The organism is uncultured Aquimarina sp., assembly GCF_947500065.1.
GTDB lineage: Bacteria > Bacteroidota > Bacteroidia > Flavobacteriales > Flavobacteriaceae > Aquimarina.
In genome coordinates, this window is sequence record NZ_CANMQT010000005.1 from 1 (window position 1) to 17473 (window position 17473).

The following is a 17473-nucleotide window of genomic DNA, read 5'->3' on the forward strand; positions in this document are numbered from 1 at the left end:
TAGAACAACACCTATGCGATAATGCGGAGTTTAAGCTTAATCGAAAAGATATTGCCTATTTTGGTTTGTCGCCAAAGATTTAAATTTAGTATTTTAGAAAATATAAAAACAAAACATAAACTTTGGCTAAGTGCTGGATCGAAGAACAGTGATTTTTTGCTTCCGCACTACGCATAGCTAAACGTTAGCGATCATATAAAAAAATGAAAAGATTTGAAACAGAAAAAATGATTCATTTTCTCTACCGGATGTCTATGTATTTACCTGATGTGACTAGAGATAATATCGTTTCCTTCATGCATGGGGCCGATTTCGGAAAAACAGGTGAGCCTCATTGGACGAAATTGCTTGATGAATTTATCGCGATCGAATATAAAATTGAAGAAAGAGCCATGGGTTGGCCTTATCATGTTGAGATGTTAAGTAAACAAGAAGGAATTGAATGGAATGAGGGATTTAAAAAACTTATGCTTGAGATGATTAATAAATCAGATCAAATTCCATTTACCAAGAAAATGCAAAAATGGATTAACAATATGGAGAACTGAGTATTCAATACGATGCTAACTCACTGTGTATAATTACAAAAGTCACGAATTAAAATGAAGGAACTATGAGTAGATCGAAACAGAAAACTAAAATTCACGGAAATACAACAGCGAAATCAGAAAAGGAAAACAAGCAAGACGCAAATAGAAAATTTAGACGAATTATTAAACAAAAAGTCAAACTGAATAAAGAGAATTTACCTGAACTCAAGGAAGTCTCAAATGTTTGGTGTTTTGATAAGGATGGGAAAAGATATAATTCAGAAATGACTGAAAAAGATCTCCGAAAATAAAACGATGCGCTAACACCATATATGTGATCATAGCAGATCCTTGATGAATCGAATGGTTCTTGTATATTTGGTAAGGCGCAATGCTTGCAGAATGGAAAAGTTAGCAATCACTACGCAGAAAAATCGAAAAGCAAGGTAACATTTTGCTCTGCTACGACACATATATTAAACGTTAGGTGTCATAAAAAAGACACTCTGTCATAGTTTCAACATTGGTATAAAAATTGACACTTAACTTCCAGAAAATAAGTTCATTGATATAATAATATTTGGATTAGACTTTAGGCTCACTCATAAACCTATCGTCAGGATTGCCCTAGAACATCTTTTGAGATATTTTGTCAGAACGATTTACCTCGTTTGGCTCTATTTAACCTTAAGTGGTTCTGTGTGCTTCTCGTTTGATGCCGTTGTGTATGACAGCACAAAGCCAATGGAATCAATGGTATCAAGCTCTTTTAAGAGCAGAGAGCGCAGGGCAGCAGTCAAATTTTCTGCAAAAAATGTAAAAAAGTTGCAAAAGTCAGAAAAAACCTTAAATTTGAATGAAATGAGTACATATTACACCATCAATTTAGGCGTCAGCGGACAATCCAAAAAAATGCCGTCCAGAACGCCAATGAGAAAACGCTTGAATTTAATGTCAAGTTTGCGTTAGACTTTAGGCTCACTCATAAACCTATCGTCAGGATTGCCCTAGAACATCTTTTGAGATATTTTGTCAGAACGATTTACCTCGTTTGGCTCTATTTAACCTTAAGGGGTTCTGTGTCTATATTGTGAGGAGCTGTCATACGGACAACTACTTGTCTTCCAAACGGTCTTTGCAACACAAGAATAGATGAAAAAATCATTACTATATAAAATATCATCCCCAGAAAAGCTTTTAGATGCGTGGGGAAAACTAAACAGAACCAATAAATCCTCTCATGGACTAGATAACATTTCAATAGAAGATTTCGCAAATAATCTTGATGACAAAATATCTTCAATTTCTAAAAAATTAAGAGACAATACCTACTCATTTTCAGCTAACCGAGCTGTTCTGATTCCAAAATCTAATGGGAAGTTTAGACCTTTACAAGTTCCAGTAATTGCCGACAGACTAGTTTTAAAAGCCATTGCAATAGAATTAGAAAATCAATTTGCAAAAACCATTTCAAAAAGTGATGGCGTAAGCTTTGCTTACCAAAAAAAACTGGGTGTCAAAAACGCTATTGAAAAAATTAAAGAACTTTATGATAAAGGCAACCCAGTCGTTCTTGAAGCAGATTTAATTAATTTTTTTGGAGAAGTAGATAAGAACGTATTACTTACAAAACAAATATTCCCACAATTACCAGATGATAGCTTAAATAATTTAATAGAATCTGTATTGAATCAAGAAATTGGAGGATTAGAAAGTATTCAAAAAAAGCAACGACATTATTTTCAAGATTTAAACGATGGAATACCACAAGGAAATCCATTATCACCACTTCTATCTAATATTTACTTATCGCCATTTGACACATATATAAAAAGCAAAAATTACAATTTAGTTAGGTATGCAGATGACTTTGTCATTTTATGTTCTAATGAAAAAGAGTGTAAAAAAGCATTTGATGATTGCGAATTAATACTCAAAAAACTAGGACTAAAAATTCATCCCTTGTCAGAAGGTGACAAAACTAAAATAGTGGATTTAAAAACTTCAACTTTTGATTTTTTATCAATTACTTTTAATGGTAAGGTTTTTTATCCTTCAAAAAGTAATATTGATAGACTAAAAAGTAAAATAAGAGATATATGCAATGGAAAAGTGGAATATAATGTTTTGACTTTATTAAAGAAGATTTCTAACGTTTATGACGGTTGGGTTTCTGCATTTTACTACACTGAGGTGGAGAGATTTTCAGAAGAATTAGACATTTTTATTAATCGTCATTTATTTTTAGCTCTAAAGAATTTTGAATGGAAATTTACGCCTTCGTCAAAGGGAACTATACCATACAAATACAGACGAATGGGTGGAAAAACAAGGGAATGTTTATCCGATAAGCAACGACAAAAATCTGGAATCCCTAAATGTGCAGATTTACTAAAACAGAAAAGAACAAAAAACGCCACCTAACAATTTGTATATTGCATACGCCGCCTTCGGCAGGCAAACGCAACATACAAGAGACGTTACCCATAATTAAAAATGACTCTCAATTTTATATTATATTCTGATCCAATTCAAGAAGAATGGAATTACATGGACTTATATAAGAGTGCTGTTAAAAATGGTTCCCTTTTAAAAGTTGACAATTATAATAATGAGGTTTTGATTTCAAAAATCTCCAATGAATTAATTGAAAAAACTATTGAATCGCATATTGATGAAATTGAATCTAATAATTACGAGGAGGAATTAGTTCCTCTAGACGGAGGGCTAAGAATTGAACATAACGATTTGATAATTGAACATCAATGTTGTAGTGAATTAAACGATTACCAAAATTGGGAGAAAGTATTGATAGAACAATCTAATGATTGGAAAGAAATATGGATTGGACACCCATCTGTATTCTACCGTTTAACAGATGATAAAATTGAGTTTTCGGAATATTATGACGATAATCCTGCTTCAAAAGATATTACAACTAAAATGGTATTTGAAAAAGCTGATTTCTTTGATCAATTGACTCAATCTTTGGCAGAACTAAAATCTTTTAAAAAAAGAGTTTACCAAATAATAGATAATGGAAATTACGAAAACAAAGAAATTCTCAAAGTGGGACTGATTAAGTAAACTATGGGTAACAACACCTATGCGCTAATGCGGGGTTTGGGATTGATCTAAAAGTTATTACTTATTTGGTTTGTCGCCAAAGTATTAAATTTAGTATTTTAGAAAATATAAAAACAAAACATAAACTTTGGCTAAGTGCTGGCTCGAAAAACTGTGATTTTTTGCTCCCGCACTACGCATAGCTAAACGTTAGCAACAATTAAAACCAACAATATGAAAAAAATTATTTTAGGATTATTACTGTTTTCTACAATAAGTAGTTTTTCTCAAAGTCTTCCCGAAGGTCTTGATGGAAAAATAAATTATAAAAAGGGGAATTATGTTCAGTTTGCTAAATCTGTAAACTCTATCACTCGTTCTTCAAATAAAGTAAGCATAAAATTAGATTCAATAGTTTATTTTGTACCCAAAAAGAAAGACTATTTTGTCAATTTTAGAATAGATTTATTTGAGGAAAAAGGAGAAAAGCCTACACGTTCTTATTCATACTTGATTGAAGATATAGTTGAAAATCGTGTTGATAATAAACAAAAAAAGCAAATTCTAACAAACCAAACTCTCGCATCTGGAGTAAACCTCAAAAACATTAAATTTTTACAATTAAAATGTGAAATAATTGAAAAACAAGATAACGAAGATGCTATTAATTCCACATTGGATAAATTCTTAAATCAGATGGTAGAAGGTGTACCATATGTAAATCTTGTTAACCAATTATTATCTGCACAAAATGAAGATGAGGAAATACTGTTCTTTAATAAGGATTATGACATTCCATTAAATAATGTAGAATATACTTTTAAACAAAGTACAGATGACAACAATAGACTTCTAAGTTCCAAAATACCAATATACATTCCTATAAATGCAGCAGTTCAAAACGAGTTTATAAACCCAAGTGTTGCTGGTTACTTATTTAAGAAAATATCACAATTAACAGAATTAGTTTCTGGAGTTCAAGATATTGATGGTAAAACATATGACATTGATGGAATGATTAAGTTAAGAATTACCAATGATGACAATATAAACATTCCAGATTATTTAATTAATACACTACAAGATTTAGTTCTATCTCTAAATTTTACTCAAACTGGACTTAGTGACTTTGAAAATTTAAAAAAGCGCTTAACTGAAAATTTAAAAACTTACAAATCATCAAATCTATATGATGAAAAAATCAATTTTTCGATTCAATCTGTATTACAATTAAGTGAAATTTATAAAATTCTCTTAACTAAAGAAGCTATTTTTAAAAGTAACGCGCAGGGTCAGAATGGGGAAGCTGTAGCTGTAATTGAGTTTGAATTATTTAGAAGAAAATTTAAAGACTACTATGAGAGACTGAGTTTTCAAGAAAAAGACTTTGGTTTTATTGCATATGGAATTCAGAACTCTATCTACAGTGGTAAATATGCTAGAATTTTTATTCCTTACAGCTTACCAGACATAGCGAATAATGAGATGATTCGTTGGCAGATAAATGTACACGAAATTCTTAGCGAAATGCATAACGGAAAATATGCTATGCCATTTGAACCATAAAAAGTTGCTAACAATGTATAAAAAACATAGGGCATTTTTGCTAAATCGAAAGGTCTGTATTTATTTGCAAAGTCGCCAAATATAAAATTTGGTATTTACGAAAAAGGATAAAAACAAAATATTTATATTTGGCTTAGTACCAATCCGAAACGTATCGCTTATCACCTGCCATACGTTTCTTATACGAGACGTTAGAGACAATTACATAACCCAATGAAAACTATTACATTACCAGACGAATTAATTTTGAGTTCTTCTAAGTCTGTTGTGGTTTATGATTATGAAAGCATCACGGAAATATCCAAACAACAAATCTTATTAAATAAAAATACGTTCAGCTTTCTCCTAGAAGGAACTAAAGAAGTGTTTTTTGATAATTCGGCATATGCGATAGATAATTCTCAATTTCTATTAATGAAATCTGGACATTGTTTAATGACAGAGAAGCTCTCTAATGATTCAGAACACTATCGCAGTCTTCTATTTTTCTTTTCAGATGAAGAAGTTTTTAAATTTTTGCGAAAATTCAAATTAGAAACTTCTAATTCTAAAAAACTGTACTCAACTTATTCGTTCAAGTATGATTCGTTTATCAAAAGATTTGTTGAAAGCCTTTTAGATATATCGAAACTTTCTAAGTCGATTCAAGAAAATATGTTGAAAACAAAACTCGAGGAAATAATGCTTTACCTTGTAGACTTGAAAGGTTTAGATTTTCTTTATTCTTTGGGTAATAATAGCGATAATCAAAATCAAAAGTTCATTCAAACAATTGAAAGCAATAAACTCAATAAACTCACAATAAAAGAGCTTTCATTTTTATCAAATATGAGTGTATCCACTTTCAAGAGAGAGTTTGAGAAAAACTTTAAGAGCTCACCTAGCAAGTGGTTTCAAGATAAAAGACTCCAACACTCAGCTTTTCTTCTAAAAAACGAATCAAAAAGACCTTCGGATATTTTTGAAGAAATTGGATATGAAAACCTTTCAAACTTCATTCAAGCTTTTAAATCAAAATTCGGAGTTACCCCAAAACAATACCAATTAAGTTGAACTTTTATCAATACTTTTTGAACTTTTCTGCTTAACACAGAACCTGAATTGCTGTTTAAATTTGCATCATAAATTAATAATTAAAACAAATATTATGATGAAATCATTTCAAATCTTAACGGTATTAATTGCTTTTTCAACCTCTGTTTTCGGACAAAACACATTTACTTTATCAAGTAATGACTTAGGAGGACAAGCTACAATTAATGAAGAATTCAATGGCTTTGGCTGTACAGGTGAAAATCAATCCCCTCAGTTATCTTGGAAAAATGCTCCTGCAGGAACTAAAAGTTTTGCAGTAACTATGTACGACCCAGACGCACCAACTGGTAGTGGATGGTGGCATTGGGTAGTATTTGATATTCCAGTAAGCACTAACGAATTAGTGTCAGGAGCTGGAAATACAGAACTAAACTTAACACCTGAAGGCGTTATTCAGAGTATTACAGATTATGGAGCGAATGGTTACGGTGGACCTTGCCCTCCTGAAGGACACGGTTTACACCAATATGTAATTACAGTTTACGCACTTAAAACAGATAAACTTGGTCTAAATGAAAGTACAAATCCTGCCGTAGTTGGATATTACTTATGGAATAATACATTGGCTAAGGCGAGTATTGTTACTTATTATCAAAGAAGTACGAAATAAAAACTGTCTCTAACAAGGTATAAAAGCAATAGCGGTTCGGGCGCAAACTCGAACCGCTATTGCTTTTAAATAAGTATATTGTACACGAAAGACTAGTACAATTAATCCGCTACTGCTATTATACTAACCGTTAGAGTCAATTGCTCAATTAGGTTATAATTAACCTCACTCTTAAGGCGAAACGGAGCAGCACGGAGGGAAACCTTCTTACTCTTGTAGCGCAACGGAGCAATACGGCGATATGGAGCAAGTAGATCTAAGCAATACGGCGAAACGGAGGGTTTCCTTCGCTCGTTTATGCATCGCAACTGCCTCTAACAATACCTATAATTCAGCAAAAGAATTCCCCAAACCGAAAATTAATACTAACTTAGAATGATCTATGACCAGCCGAAAATTCTACCGAATTTTCTATGCCGCATCATAGCTTTGAACGTTAGAGTCAATTGCTCAATTAGGTTATAATTAACCTCACTCTTAAGGCGAAACGGAGCAGCACGGAGGGAAACCTTCTTACTCTTGTAGCGCAACGGAGCAATACGGCGATATGGAGCAAGTAGATCTAAGCAATACGGCGAAACGGAGGGTTTCCTTCGCTCGTTTATGCATCGCAACTGCCTCTAACAACACCTATAATTCAGCAAAAGCATTCCCCAAACCGAAAATAAATACTAACTTAGAATGATCTATGACCAGCCGAAAATTCTACCGAATTTTCTATGCCGCATCATAGCTTTGAACGTTGTAGCACATTATGAAAACAAGTAAATTACTTTTAATATTTGTATTTTTTATCACTGCTTTTGCGTGTTCCTCTGGGGAAAATGAAATGACCGAAACCGAAAAATATTTTGCCGAAAAATATAACGCGGAATTAGTTCATGTGGATTTCAAACAAACGGAAACTAAAACTAATGGGGAAATCACGGAAAAAAGACAATATATTTTAGTTGAAATAATCAACTCAATGGATTATGATAAATTAGTCAATGATGAAAAATTATTTCAGGCGCAATGTCAAGAAATAGGAACTTTTGTCCTTGATTCTGTTGAATTTGATCATATCCCTTTTCAACCTACGGAATTGGAAATAAATTATATGGAAAAGAAAGGTTCTTGGATTTTTGAAAGTTATAACACTAAAACTATGACCTTTAATATTAACCATACTGACTAAATATAAAAAACGTGCTACAACAACGGCTATAATTCATTGCGGCGGAACTTTTCTCTGAAAATTCCTACCTTGCAATGAAGGCTTGGTATTCTCGGAATGTCCTAGCGGACGATTCCGCAACGAAACCATAGCCCAACCGTTATCTTCAATTGCTAGAAAAAAACATTCGAAATAAAACAAAAACATCCCAAAAACACACGGAATTTGGGACATAACAAAATTATCGGATTTAAATCGAACTTTTAATCTTCAAGTTTTAAAATAAATTCCTTGATTTTTTGACCAATCAAGTCTGGGTTGTCCTCTTGAATAAAGTGCGTTCCTGAACCTATATTGACAACTTCCATATTCGGAATATTCTCAATAATCCAGTTACGAACTTGTTCTGGCATAAATGCACCAGGCTCTGCATAAAAAAATAATTTTGGAATTTCTGACTTCTGTAATTGCTCTCTATAGTTTTTTACTATTGCAGATGTCAATTCTGGTTTCCCATCGAATGGTACTTGTGAAACAAATTTCCAAATAGGTTTTCTACTTTCAACAGTTTGGAAAGGAGCTTTGTAGGCGTTCAATTCATCTTCGGTCAATCCTCTAACCACCCAGGTTGGTAAAACTTCATTTAAGAAAACATTGTCTTCCGCTATCATTTTGTAACCATCCTTGCCTCTTAATTTCTTAAAAAAAGCTTGTGTACCCTCATCAAAATAAGTACCTATATCTTGTATTATTCCTTCCATAAAAACAATCGCCTTTACATTGTCTTGATGGTTTGCAAAGTAATTGAATCCGAGTCCTGAACCCCAATCATGCAATACGAGTGTTATATTTTTAAGTTCCATTTGCTCGATTAACTTTTCTACATAGGCATACTGTTCCATATAGGTATAATCAATTGTAGGCTTATCAGATTTTCCCATACCGATAAGATCCGGAACAATAATGTGGTGCCCAGTTCCTTCTACATAAGGAGTGATGTTTCGCCATAAAAAACTGTTGGAAGGGTTTCCGTGTAAAAAGAGAATTGGACTTCCTTCCCCTTTTCCGTATTCAAGTACGTGCATCTTACTATCGTACACTTCGTAATAATTTGATGTTGCTTTGCTTTTTTGTGCCATAACGTTTGTGTTAAAGATTAATGTTAAAATAAATGCAGATAATAAAATGATGTTTTTATTACCTAAAATTTGAATCGTATGTGTCATAACTTTTTGTGTTTAAATTCTATGAGTCAAAGGTATTTTCTTTGGTAATATTAAAAAAATGAATTAATTTTATAATATCAATAAAATTACCGAATAATGAATGTGTCTTTAAGAAATTTAAAACTGGTCAATGTGATTGTAAAAGAAGGTTCTGTAACGAAAGCTTCTGAGAAATTGTTCCTTTCACAACCAGCATTGAGCCATCAATTAAAAAAGTTGGAAGAAGAAATAGGTCTCAAAGTTTTTAACCGATTGAACAAAAAATTGATGCTTACAGAAACTGGGCAAATACTATATAGGGCTTCTGAAAAATTGCTAACTTCCTTTAACCTACTCAATGCCGAACTTGACGAATTAAAAAAAGGTAAAAAGAAGAAAATCCGTTTGACGACCGAATGTTATACCTGCTACCATTGGTTACCAAAAGTTGTTCAAGAATATAGAAAAGATAATCCTGAAATCAACGTTCAGATTAATATTGAGGCTACAAAAGAACCACTTCAATATCTTGCCGAAGGCAAGATTGATATGGCTATTGTAAGTAGTAAATCAAATAACCCATCAATAAACTTTGAACCCTTAATAACTGATGAAATGGTCGTTATTCTTTCAAAAGAAAATGATTTAATAGATTTTGAGAGACTTGAACTGTCCGACCTTAAAAAACAAAACCTAATCCTATATGATATTCCCGAAGAGAAAAATTACGTTTTGACCAATATTCTACAGAATGACATTAATTTGGTAAATTCTATTCAAAAAGTGCAATTGACCGAGGCCATTATACAATTAGTTAGTGCTAATTTAGGAATTTCGGTTATGGCAAAATGGGCAGTTACACCATTTATGAAAAATAGCGACTTGAAAATTATTCCTTTTAAGGCTAATCAAGGACAAAGAGATTGGTTTATCGCAAGTCTCGACAAAATAACGGAAATAGAAAATTCGTTTATTGACCAAATCAAAAAGGATTTTAAACAATAGAATTTTATATGAATATCTTTGAAACGAACTATAACGTGCTTACTCAAATAGGTCGCAACAGAAGATAACAATGTATATAAAAAATAGGGCGATAATTGCTAAAATAAAGGCTTGTGCTTATTTGCAAAGTCCGCCCTATTTTTAATTTGTATTTTAGAAAAAATAAAATGAAAAATATGGCTAAGTGCAAAACTGAAAGTAATTGTTCATCAATTGCCCTACTTTTCATATACTAAACGTTATGATCAATATAAATTAATGACTGGAAAAGACCTGCTATATAAATACCTTGACTATCAATATCTTTGGTCAAGCCCTAATAGAATTAATGATAAACCAAGTCAAATAAGGTTAAAACAATTAGAAGCATTACTGGAAGCGTTCGGTCTTACGAAAAAATACGTGAATCCACTTATCCAAATTAAATACTCAATTCTTGGAGAAAAAGAAAAGTTGAGTCGATCTCAACATTTAAACAAACTAACTAATGTTCAATATTTTGAACAAAGCGAATTTTTGTACGACAGAGAATATAAAGAAAATAATGAAGTTGCCAATAGAGCACTAAATAAAATTAAGGAATTATATAAAAAGCCTCCTGAAAGTAGAATATCGAGACCTGTAGACATTAAATGGATGTTCAATAATCTTTTGAACTTCAGGAAAAATGTTTTTAAAATTACATATCCTTGGGGAGGAATGTTAGAGGGGTTTTCAGTTGGACTAATTTATAGTGAACATTTACAAAGTAATCTAAAGAAGATTATCACGGACAATATAGAAGAAATCGATGATACACTTTGGTTAATTATCGATCCAAAAAAAAGGAATTTTGATCTGGAAACAATGAAATCGGAATTTAATTACCCTGATGTGGATTTGGACAATATTGATTTGGAATGGAGAATAGAAAACTATTAAAAAAAGATCATAACACGATATATGTGATCATAGCAGCTAAGTGATGAATCGAATGGTTGTTGTATTTTTGGTTAGGCGCAATGCTTGCAGAAAGTAAAAGTTAGCACGCAATGCGTAGAAATATCGAAAAGCAAGGTAACATTTTGCCCTGCTACGACACATATATTAAACGTTAGAGATAATTACTAAAAAAACGAATCGATCTTGAGAAACAGAATACTAATTTTAGTTTTAGGGCTTATTTCAATTTCTTGTTCGACTTATTTTGGAGCGATAGAAGAAAATGGTAGGTATAAGGTTAACGAAAAACATTGGACATTAAAAAACATCCCTAACGAAGGAATTAAAAGAGTTTTAGATACTCAATATTGGTATCGACTACAATACTCCTTTACTAATGAAAGCTTCTTTTATGACTACAACAATGAAAAAAAATCAAATAATGGATCAGGAATTTTATGGTTTTTTGATAGTGGTCATGTTTTAAGTTTCAGTTATCATCCTCTAGATGATAATAAAACTAAATTTATTGAAACTGGTGAAGGCGATATAGATTTTGGAAGTCAAGGCTTTTATACAATAGGTTCTAAAGAATTTGAGATTGAATATTTTCTAAAGTCAAATGTATCCATTGGAGGAAGTATGGATAAGTATTACTATCAAGCGTTGATGGAAGGAGATACATTGCATTTAGTCAGAAAAGCACCTTTTAAGAAAAACTATTATTATCATTATATATATAAAAGAGAACTTGTCCCTGAAAAGTTAAAAGATAAAAAAGCTAATTGGTAAAAAATATCTCTAACATTATATATAAAATCAGAGCAATTTAGTGCCAGATCAAAAGGCCATTTACTTTTGCAATGGCGCTAGATTTTTATAAATTGAATAAGAAATAAAAATGCGCAGATAGATCAATTGGTTCTGGCTTAATTGCCTTTCTCCGATTCATATATTTGGCGTTGTAGATAATTTTGACCCAAACTATATGAAAAGAACATTTATTACAATATTTCTAATTGCATTTGCGATTAAAACATTTTCCCAAGATTCCAAATTTAGTGCTGAATTGAATTTTCCTTATCCATTCGATAATAATTTTATAGCAGATAATTATAATGGAATTATCGACATAGGAGCTAAATATAGATTTATAAATTCTAGAAAAATTGCTGTTGGAATATCAATTAATGCAGGTTATTTTAAAAGTAATTCAGAACTCACTCGGTTTTATGGAGACTTAAAAATAAAATCTTATTTATTACAGCCCAAATTCTTTGCCGAACTGAATTTATACAGATTTCATCCATTTGTCGGAATTGGATACACTTCAATGATTTTTAAATCTTCGGTTTCCGATGATGAAATAGCATTTTTGTCAGGTAACGGTGGATTTAGAGATGGTTTTAGTGTAAATAACTCTCAAAGTGGAATTGACTTAAATGCAGGTTTACAATATGACATAACTAAAAAGATATTTATACAAGCTCAATTTGATTACATAATTTTAAGTCGTGAACCCCCAATCATTAACTCAAAGTATAATACAAACGTAAATCTATTAAAATTTGGACTTGGATATCGAATATAAAAACTACCTACAACAACATATATGTGATCATAGCAGCAAAGCGATCAATCGGATGGTTGTTGTATTTTTGGTAAGGCGCAATGCTTGCAAAAAGTAAAAGTTAGCAACCAATGCGCAGAAAAACCGAAAAGCAAGGTAACATTTTGCACTGCTACGACACATATATTAAACGTTATGCCTAATTAAAACAAATCTCAGATCGAAATGAGTAAGGAATTAGAACTATTACAAACAAAATTAAATAATAGTTACCCCGAATTAATTAAATTAGAAAGGAATGCACTTGTTGCCCAACCAGAGCCCTTCTCCTCTACATATGATCTTTTCTTAAAAAATGAAATGAGAAGTTGTACAATCTCATTGTATGGATATGAAAAAATTTATAAATGCGCTTTTGAATGGGACAATTGCGCAATATTTGAAATATTTAGTGTCGACGTAAAAAGAATTGGAGAAATTATATTGGATTGGGTATTTAAAAAATCAATGCCATCTAAAATGAAAAACCAATTCCCTGAAATAGAATTTGGTTTACTTGCTGAATATTATGAAAAGGGAGAAGGAATAAAAGGGGAATTTATTGAGAGCTGGAATTCAATTGAAGAGTTTTATAGAAGTTTTTCTGATAATTGGAAACCAAAAGGAGAAGATGCTATAAGATTGATTAAAAAAATGAGAAAAGCAGGACTTGATGAAAGACTAAGAGCTGGACAATCATTATGGTTTTTTATTCTGTCAAGGTCAAGAAGGCATGGTTTAGAAGAAAATGCTTCTTATATCGAGATTACTTTTCTTGGTGATGATAAAATGTCGATAAAATCTAATTTTAATGGTAAAAAAACGGGTTTGGAAAGTAAAGTGGAATATGAAGGGTATCTACAAGATAGCATCAAAAAATTGTTATTAGAAAAAATAAAATAAAAAGGCATAACAGGTTGTATATTGCATATGCCACCTTCGGCTGGCAAACGCAACATACAAGAGACGTTAGCGATAATCAAATAAGAAGATTTGAAATACAAGAATTTAATAATATCAGTACTATTTTTAAGTGTTTTTTCAATTACATTTTCTCAAGAAATTGAAATTTATCCCGACAAGAGAAAGAGGTCTGAAATAAGGAAAAACAAAAAAGCTTTAAAGTTTTATTCAAATGAAATAGACAAAAACAGATCTGATAGCATCTCTAAAATGTACTATGAAAGAGGACGTGCTAAAGGTAAATTAGGTGATTTCAAAGGGGCTAGAGAGGATTTTTCTAAAGCTATTGAAATAGATTCTACTAATGCTAATTTTTTCATCAGAAGAGGAATTGCTAATGAGTTTTTAAAGGAATTTAAAAGTGCTATAAATGATTATTTAATCGCTTCAAAAATTGAACCTAAAAATAAAGATGTCTATTATGGTCTTGGAAATAGTTATTTACACATAAAAGATTATGAAAATGCTTTATTAAATTACACTAAACAAATAAATATCATACCTAAAGATTATGGGTCTTATACAAATAGAGGTGCTTGTTATTATTATTTATCTCAGTATGAAAAAACTATTTCTGACATGAATAGTTCAATTGAAATAAAATCTGATGAAAAACTCAATTATTACTATTTAGCTAAATCCTATCTAGAACTAAATAAACCTGAAATAGTAATAAAGCACGTAAATAATGCTATAAAACTTGACCCAAAAAATGGCGAATATTACTATATCAGAGCTCAAGCCAAGCTTTTACTGAACATGGATAAAAAAGCAACTCAAGACTTTGAAAAAGCGTCCAAGTTGGGATATATTAATTGAAAAACTATCGCTAACAGTTTGTATATTACATATGCCGCCTTCGGCAGGCAAACGCAACATACAAGGAACGTTGTGGTTAATTAAAATAGATTATGGGAACAAGTATTGACTGTATAATCCCAAAGGAAAAAGATTATTCGGTTGAGGAAATAAAGCATAAACTGAAAACAGTTTTCGAAAGATTAAAAACCGAATATTTGCATTTGGAAAAACACGGGACATTTACTAAAAATGTAGATGGAAATTGGTGGATTAAACACATCCCCTCTGAAAATGGAGAACCCGAGTATATAATGGGAGAAGGTGATAGTTTTAGTATTGATATTTATAAAAAAGTAATTTGTATTGGGAGTATAGAAAGGTTTTCAAGTTTATATTTTGAGGAGAGAAACATCTCAAAAGAACTCTTTAAAATACTGACAGAATTATCAAATGAATTTAGAATGTCTGACAAGATATTAATTGGTGCTGGTGGATTTGGAGAAACTGATCATATAATGGATATGGCATATTATGAAGATGCTGATTTTGATCAAGTTTGTAAAAAAATGACTGAATTGAACGGAATTCCGGCTAATAACCTATCTGAATTGACTGAAAAGTCTTGGTTTCTGAAAAAATAAAACTAACCACAACAACATATATGTGATCATAGCAGCAAAGTGATCAATCGAATGGTTATTGTATATTTAGGAAGGCGCAATGCTTGCAAAAAGTAAAAGTTAGCAACCAATGCGCACCTGCCTGCCATCAGACAGGTAGGCAGGGAAAAATCGAAAAGCAAGGTAACAATTTACCCTACTACGACACATATATTAAACGTTGGCCTACATTAGATGAAACTCAAACTCTGGAATATAACTTTAATAACTACATTGCTCTTTGGTTGTCAAAATGAGCAAAAACTTAATGGAAATTATTCTATGTGTAATAATGGTGAATACACAGAAGTTTATTTCAAAAAAGACTCGATGAGAGTTGCATCGGAAAATGAATGGGTTAAATTATCCGAATGGAGAAAAATTGAAATCGCAAATGATACTCTATATTTCCAATCGTTCGGAGAATGGAAGGACAATTGGAAAGCGGAAATAAAACTTATCGGTAATAATAAAGCTGAATTACATAATGTAATAACTGACTTAAGATTCAACTTGGAACGAATTAACGTAAATCTGAATTTTAAAAACCCGAAAGAATTCTGGGGAAAATTTAGAAACCGACAGAATTCTGAAAATTGTAAATAAAAACGTAGGCTAACAACATATATGTGATCATAGCAGTTAAGTGATGAATCGAATGGTTCTTGTATTTTTGGCGAGGCGCAATGCTTGCAGAAAGTAAAAGTTAGCAACCAATGCGCACCTGCCTGCCATCAGACAGGTAGGCAGGGAAAAATCAAAAAGCAGGGTAACATTTTGCTCCGCTACGACACATATATTAAACGTTAGCTTTAATTGAACTAATCTTTATGGTAGAAAAAAAAGACATCGAAAAATTAATTATTCAGAACAAAAAAAGTAATCTGAAAAATCATTGGAACGATGCATTTTTTTTATAATACTACTAAATATAGTGGAGAAGTAAAGCAAAATGAAATCCTAATCTGGAGATCTTCTCGTTTTTTGAGATCAGTTTATCCAGTTTATCATTTGACATTCGACCAACAAGCAAAACTAAGTGGAATAAGAACGGAAAAAAATCCTTATCACAAATTTCTGAATAAAGTTACAATTGGATTTATAATATTATTGATTTTGGGCTTAGTATTTATAACCAATTTTAAGGTAGTTACCATTGGTTTAATAGTTATCGCTGTAATAGGAACACTATTATATCTATTTACGGTTAAAGTCAGAAAATATGAGACATCTCTATTGACAGAAGAATTAAAAAAAACTATAGAAAATATTGAAAGATCTAATAATCCGGAAATCGACACTAAACCAAAACAGAAATTTAATGGACAGAAAGTTAAAGAGTGGACTTTTGCTAAAACTATTACAAGACTTCTTCTTTATCCTTTTTGTTTAGTAATTATTTATTTTTCGATCGTTGGATTAATACAAAACGGACAATTAATTCGAGGAATATTTGGAATAGTTATCGCTTTGGCTTACCCAATTACTGACATACTATTGATATTTGGAAAAAACAAAAACAGCTAACAATTTGCATATTGCATATGCCGCCTTTGGCAGGCAAACGCAACATACAAGAGACGTTAGCAAGTATTAAAAAATGAAGAATTTACTATTTATAATATTTTTGAGTTTTATAAATCTTGGGGCAAATCAGGAAAATGAAATTCAAAAAAATCAATCAAACTTTGAAAGTATGGGATATTCAGTTTATATAATAAGACCAGAAGAAAAAGAACCCATTAGTAAAGAAGAATGGTTAAATTACGCCAAAAATGACCCCGAAATAAAAATAGTAAATGGGGATATTGAAGTTACTAATCCACAGACAGGAAAAAAATTCACCTATAAAGCTGATAACTTAACATACTATCTTTATCAATCTGAAGAAGTAACATTCTCTTATGGAAACGGAGATATAACTGTTAGTGATCCTAATGATGAAATTATATTCAAAATGTTATCAATAGCTAAGGAATTAGATGCCATAGTAATGGGTGATGGAGGTGTAATATTTAACGATTCTTATTTCGAAAAAAAATCGAAAGCAGAAAAACATAACGAAAATAGTGATAAGGAAAGTTCTAAAAAGAAAAACTCGAAATGGAAATTCTGGAACTAAAAAATAAACACTTGCTAACATCATATATGAAATCAGAGCAATTTAACGCCAGATCGAAAGGTCAGTTCCTTTTTTCAATGGCGCTAGATTTTTATAAATTAAACAAGAAATAAAAATGCGCAGATAAATCGATTGGTTCAGGTATGTTTGACTTGCTCCGATTCA

At 31.4% G+C, this 17473-nt stretch carries 19 protein-coding genes; 18 read left to right on the top strand and 1 reads right to left on the bottom strand.

Annotated elements, in window-relative coordinates; genetic code table 11:
- The first annotated feature begins 203 nt into the window (after positions 1 to 203).
- The 8 genes from Q0975_RS15355 to Q0975_RS15390 all read left to right on the top strand — a co-directional run bounded on the left by Q0975_RS15355 (position 204) and on the right by Q0975_RS15390 (position 8044).
- Positions 204 to 548, top strand: coding sequence for a hypothetical protein (locus Q0975_RS15355; RefSeq protein ID WP_299438214.1), 345 nt, complete (start codon positions 204 to 206; stop codon positions 546 to 548).
- Between the two features lie 65 nt (positions 549 to 613).
- Complete coding sequence (locus Q0975_RS15360; RefSeq protein WP_299438217.1) at positions 614 to 841, top strand: hypothetical protein; 228 nt, start codon at positions 614 to 616, stop codon at positions 839 to 841.
- Between the two features lie 841 nt (positions 842 to 1682).
- Complete coding sequence (locus Q0975_RS15365) at positions 1683 to 2954, top strand: reverse transcriptase domain-containing protein (protein WP_299438219.1); 1272 nt, start codon at positions 1683 to 1685, stop codon at positions 2952 to 2954.
- A gap of 72 nt (positions 2955 to 3026) precedes the next feature.
- A complete protein-coding gene (locus Q0975_RS15370; protein WP_299438221.1) occupies positions 3027 to 3617 on the top strand; it encodes a hypothetical protein in 591 nt (196 codons plus the stop codon).
- Between the two features lie 213 nt (positions 3618 to 3830).
- On the top strand, positions 3831 to 5162 hold the full coding sequence (locus tag Q0975_RS15375) for a hypothetical protein (protein ID WP_299438223.1): 1332 nt from the start codon (positions 3831 to 3833) through the stop codon (positions 5160 to 5162).
- Positions 5163 to 5375: 213 nt separating this feature from the next.
- A complete protein-coding gene (locus tag Q0975_RS15380; protein WP_299438225.1) occupies positions 5376 to 6215 on the top strand; it encodes an AraC family transcriptional regulator in 840 nt (279 codons plus the stop codon).
- A 94-nt stretch (positions 6216 to 6309) separates the two neighbouring features.
- Positions 6310 to 6867 carry a YbhB/YbcL family Raf kinase inhibitor-like protein gene (locus tag Q0975_RS15385; RefSeq protein ID WP_299438227.1) on the top strand — a complete coding sequence of 186 codons (558 nt, stop codon included), beginning with the start codon at positions 6310 to 6312 and terminating at the stop codon, positions 6865 to 6867.
- 754 nt (positions 6868 to 7621) lie between these two features.
- Positions 7622 to 8044: a hypothetical protein gene (locus tag Q0975_RS15390; RefSeq protein ID WP_299438229.1), complete on the top strand. Its 423-nt coding sequence runs from the start codon at positions 7622 to 7624 to the stop codon at positions 8042 to 8044.
- Between the two features lie 242 nt (positions 8045 to 8286).
- Here Q0975_RS15390 and Q0975_RS15395 read toward each other — a convergent pair whose 3' ends face one another.
- Positions 8287 to 9249 (bottom strand): haloalkane dehalogenase, encoded by a 963-nt coding sequence (locus Q0975_RS15395; protein WP_299438231.1) that lies wholly within the window; start codon positions 9247 to 9249, stop codon positions 8287 to 8289.
- 96 nt (positions 9250 to 9345) lie between these two features.
- On the opposite strand from Q0975_RS15395, the gene Q0975_RS15400 reads away from it, so the two are divergent.
- From Q0975_RS15400 to Q0975_RS15445, 10 genes are all read left to right on the top strand, one after another.
- On the top strand, positions 9346 to 10233 hold the full coding sequence (locus Q0975_RS15400) for a LysR family transcriptional regulator (protein ID WP_299438233.1): 888 nt from the start codon (positions 9346 to 9348) through the stop codon (positions 10231 to 10233).
- A gap of 258 nt (positions 10234 to 10491) precedes the next feature.
- Positions 10492 to 11154, top strand: coding sequence for a hypothetical protein (locus Q0975_RS15405; protein ID WP_299438235.1), 663 nt, complete (start codon positions 10492 to 10494; stop codon positions 11152 to 11154).
- Between the two features lie 204 nt (positions 11155 to 11358).
- Complete coding sequence (locus Q0975_RS15410; protein WP_299438237.1) at positions 11359 to 11946, top strand: hypothetical protein; 588 nt, start codon at positions 11359 to 11361, stop codon at positions 11944 to 11946.
- Between the two features lie 196 nt (positions 11947 to 12142).
- Positions 12143 to 12745 (top strand): outer membrane beta-barrel protein, encoded by a 603-nt coding sequence (locus Q0975_RS15415; protein ID WP_299438239.1) that lies wholly within the window; start codon positions 12143 to 12145, stop codon positions 12743 to 12745.
- Positions 12746 to 12949: 204 nt separating this feature from the next.
- Positions 12950 to 13666, top strand: coding sequence for a hypothetical protein (locus Q0975_RS15420; protein ID WP_299438241.1), 717 nt, complete (start codon positions 12950 to 12952; stop codon positions 13664 to 13666).
- A 90-nt stretch (positions 13667 to 13756) separates the two neighbouring features.
- Positions 13757 to 14545, top strand: coding sequence for a tetratricopeptide repeat protein (locus tag Q0975_RS15425; RefSeq protein WP_299438243.1), 789 nt, complete (start codon positions 13757 to 13759; stop codon positions 14543 to 14545).
- A gap of 92 nt (positions 14546 to 14637) precedes the next feature.
- The gene (locus Q0975_RS15430) at positions 14638 to 15168 is read left to right on the top strand and encodes a hypothetical protein (protein WP_299438245.1); all 531 of its coding nucleotides are present in this window, start codon (positions 14638 to 14640) and stop codon (positions 15166 to 15168) included.
- 213 nt (positions 15169 to 15381) lie between these two features.
- A complete protein-coding gene (locus Q0975_RS15435; RefSeq protein WP_299438247.1) occupies positions 15382 to 15792 on the top strand; it encodes a hypothetical protein in 411 nt (136 codons plus the stop codon).
- Positions 15793 to 16089: 297 nt separating this feature from the next.
- On the top strand, positions 16090 to 16713 hold the full coding sequence (locus Q0975_RS15440; protein WP_299438249.1) for a hypothetical protein: 624 nt from the start codon (positions 16090 to 16092) through the stop codon (positions 16711 to 16713).
- Between the two features lie 73 nt (positions 16714 to 16786).
- Positions 16787 to 17308, top strand: coding sequence for a hypothetical protein (locus Q0975_RS15445; protein WP_299438251.1), 522 nt, complete (start codon positions 16787 to 16789; stop codon positions 17306 to 17308).
- Positions 17309 to 17473 lie beyond the last annotated feature (165 nt).

What these genes read in the sequence shown, in the direction of transcription:
- Q0975_RS15435 (WP_299438247.1), top strand. Translation starts at nt 15,382, where the DNA reads ATGAAACTCAAACTCTGGAATATAACTTTAATAACTACATTGCTCTTT.
- Q0975_RS15415 (WP_299438239.1), top strand. Translation starts at nt 12,143, where the DNA reads ATGAAAAGAACATTTATTACAATATTTCTAATTGCATTTGCGATTAAA.
- Q0975_RS15365 (WP_299438219.1), top strand. Translation starts at nt 1,683, where the DNA reads ATGAAAAAATCATTACTATATAAAATATCATCCCCAGAAAAGCTTTTA.
- Q0975_RS15390 (WP_299438229.1), top strand. Translation starts at nt 7,622, where the DNA reads ATGAAAACAAGTAAATTACTTTTAATATTTGTATTTTTTATCACTGCT.
- Q0975_RS15440 (WP_299438249.1), top strand. Translation starts at nt 16,090, where the DNA reads ATGCATTTTTTTTATAATACTACTAAATATAGTGGAGAAGTAAAGCAA.
- Q0975_RS15430 (WP_299438245.1), top strand. Translation starts at nt 14,638, where the DNA reads ATGGGAACAAGTATTGACTGTATAATCCCAAAGGAAAAAGATTATTCG.
- Q0975_RS15385 (WP_299438227.1), top strand. Translation starts at nt 6,310, where the DNA reads ATGATGAAATCATTTCAAATCTTAACGGTATTAATTGCTTTTTCAACC.
- Q0975_RS15445 (WP_299438251.1), top strand. Translation starts at nt 16,787, where the DNA reads ATGAAGAATTTACTATTTATAATATTTTTGAGTTTTATAAATCTTGGG.
- Q0975_RS15395 (WP_299438231.1), bottom strand. Translation starts at nt 9,249, where the DNA reads ATGACACATACGATTCAAATTTTAGGTAATAAAAACATCATTTTATTA.
- Q0975_RS15400 (WP_299438233.1), top strand. Translation starts at nt 9,346, where the DNA reads ATGAATGTGTCTTTAAGAAATTTAAAACTGGTCAATGTGATTGTAAAA.
- Q0975_RS15370 (WP_299438221.1), top strand. Translation starts at nt 3,027, where the DNA reads ATGACTCTCAATTTTATATTATATTCTGATCCAATTCAAGAAGAATGG.
- Q0975_RS15375 (WP_299438223.1), top strand. Translation starts at nt 3,831, where the DNA reads ATGAAAAAAATTATTTTAGGATTATTACTGTTTTCTACAATAAGTAGT.
- Q0975_RS15420 (WP_299438241.1), top strand. Translation starts at nt 12,950, where the DNA reads ATGAGTAAGGAATTAGAACTATTACAAACAAAATTAAATAATAGTTAC.
- Q0975_RS15360 (WP_299438217.1), top strand. Translation starts at nt 614, where the DNA reads ATGAGTAGATCGAAACAGAAAACTAAAATTCACGGAAATACAACAGCG.
- Q0975_RS15380 (WP_299438225.1), top strand. Translation starts at nt 5,376, where the DNA reads ATGAAAACTATTACATTACCAGACGAATTAATTTTGAGTTCTTCTAAG.
- Q0975_RS15355 (WP_299438214.1), top strand. Translation starts at nt 204, where the DNA reads ATGAAAAGATTTGAAACAGAAAAAATGATTCATTTTCTCTACCGGATG.
- Q0975_RS15405 (WP_299438235.1), top strand. Translation starts at nt 10,492, where the DNA reads ATGACTGGAAAAGACCTGCTATATAAATACCTTGACTATCAATATCTT.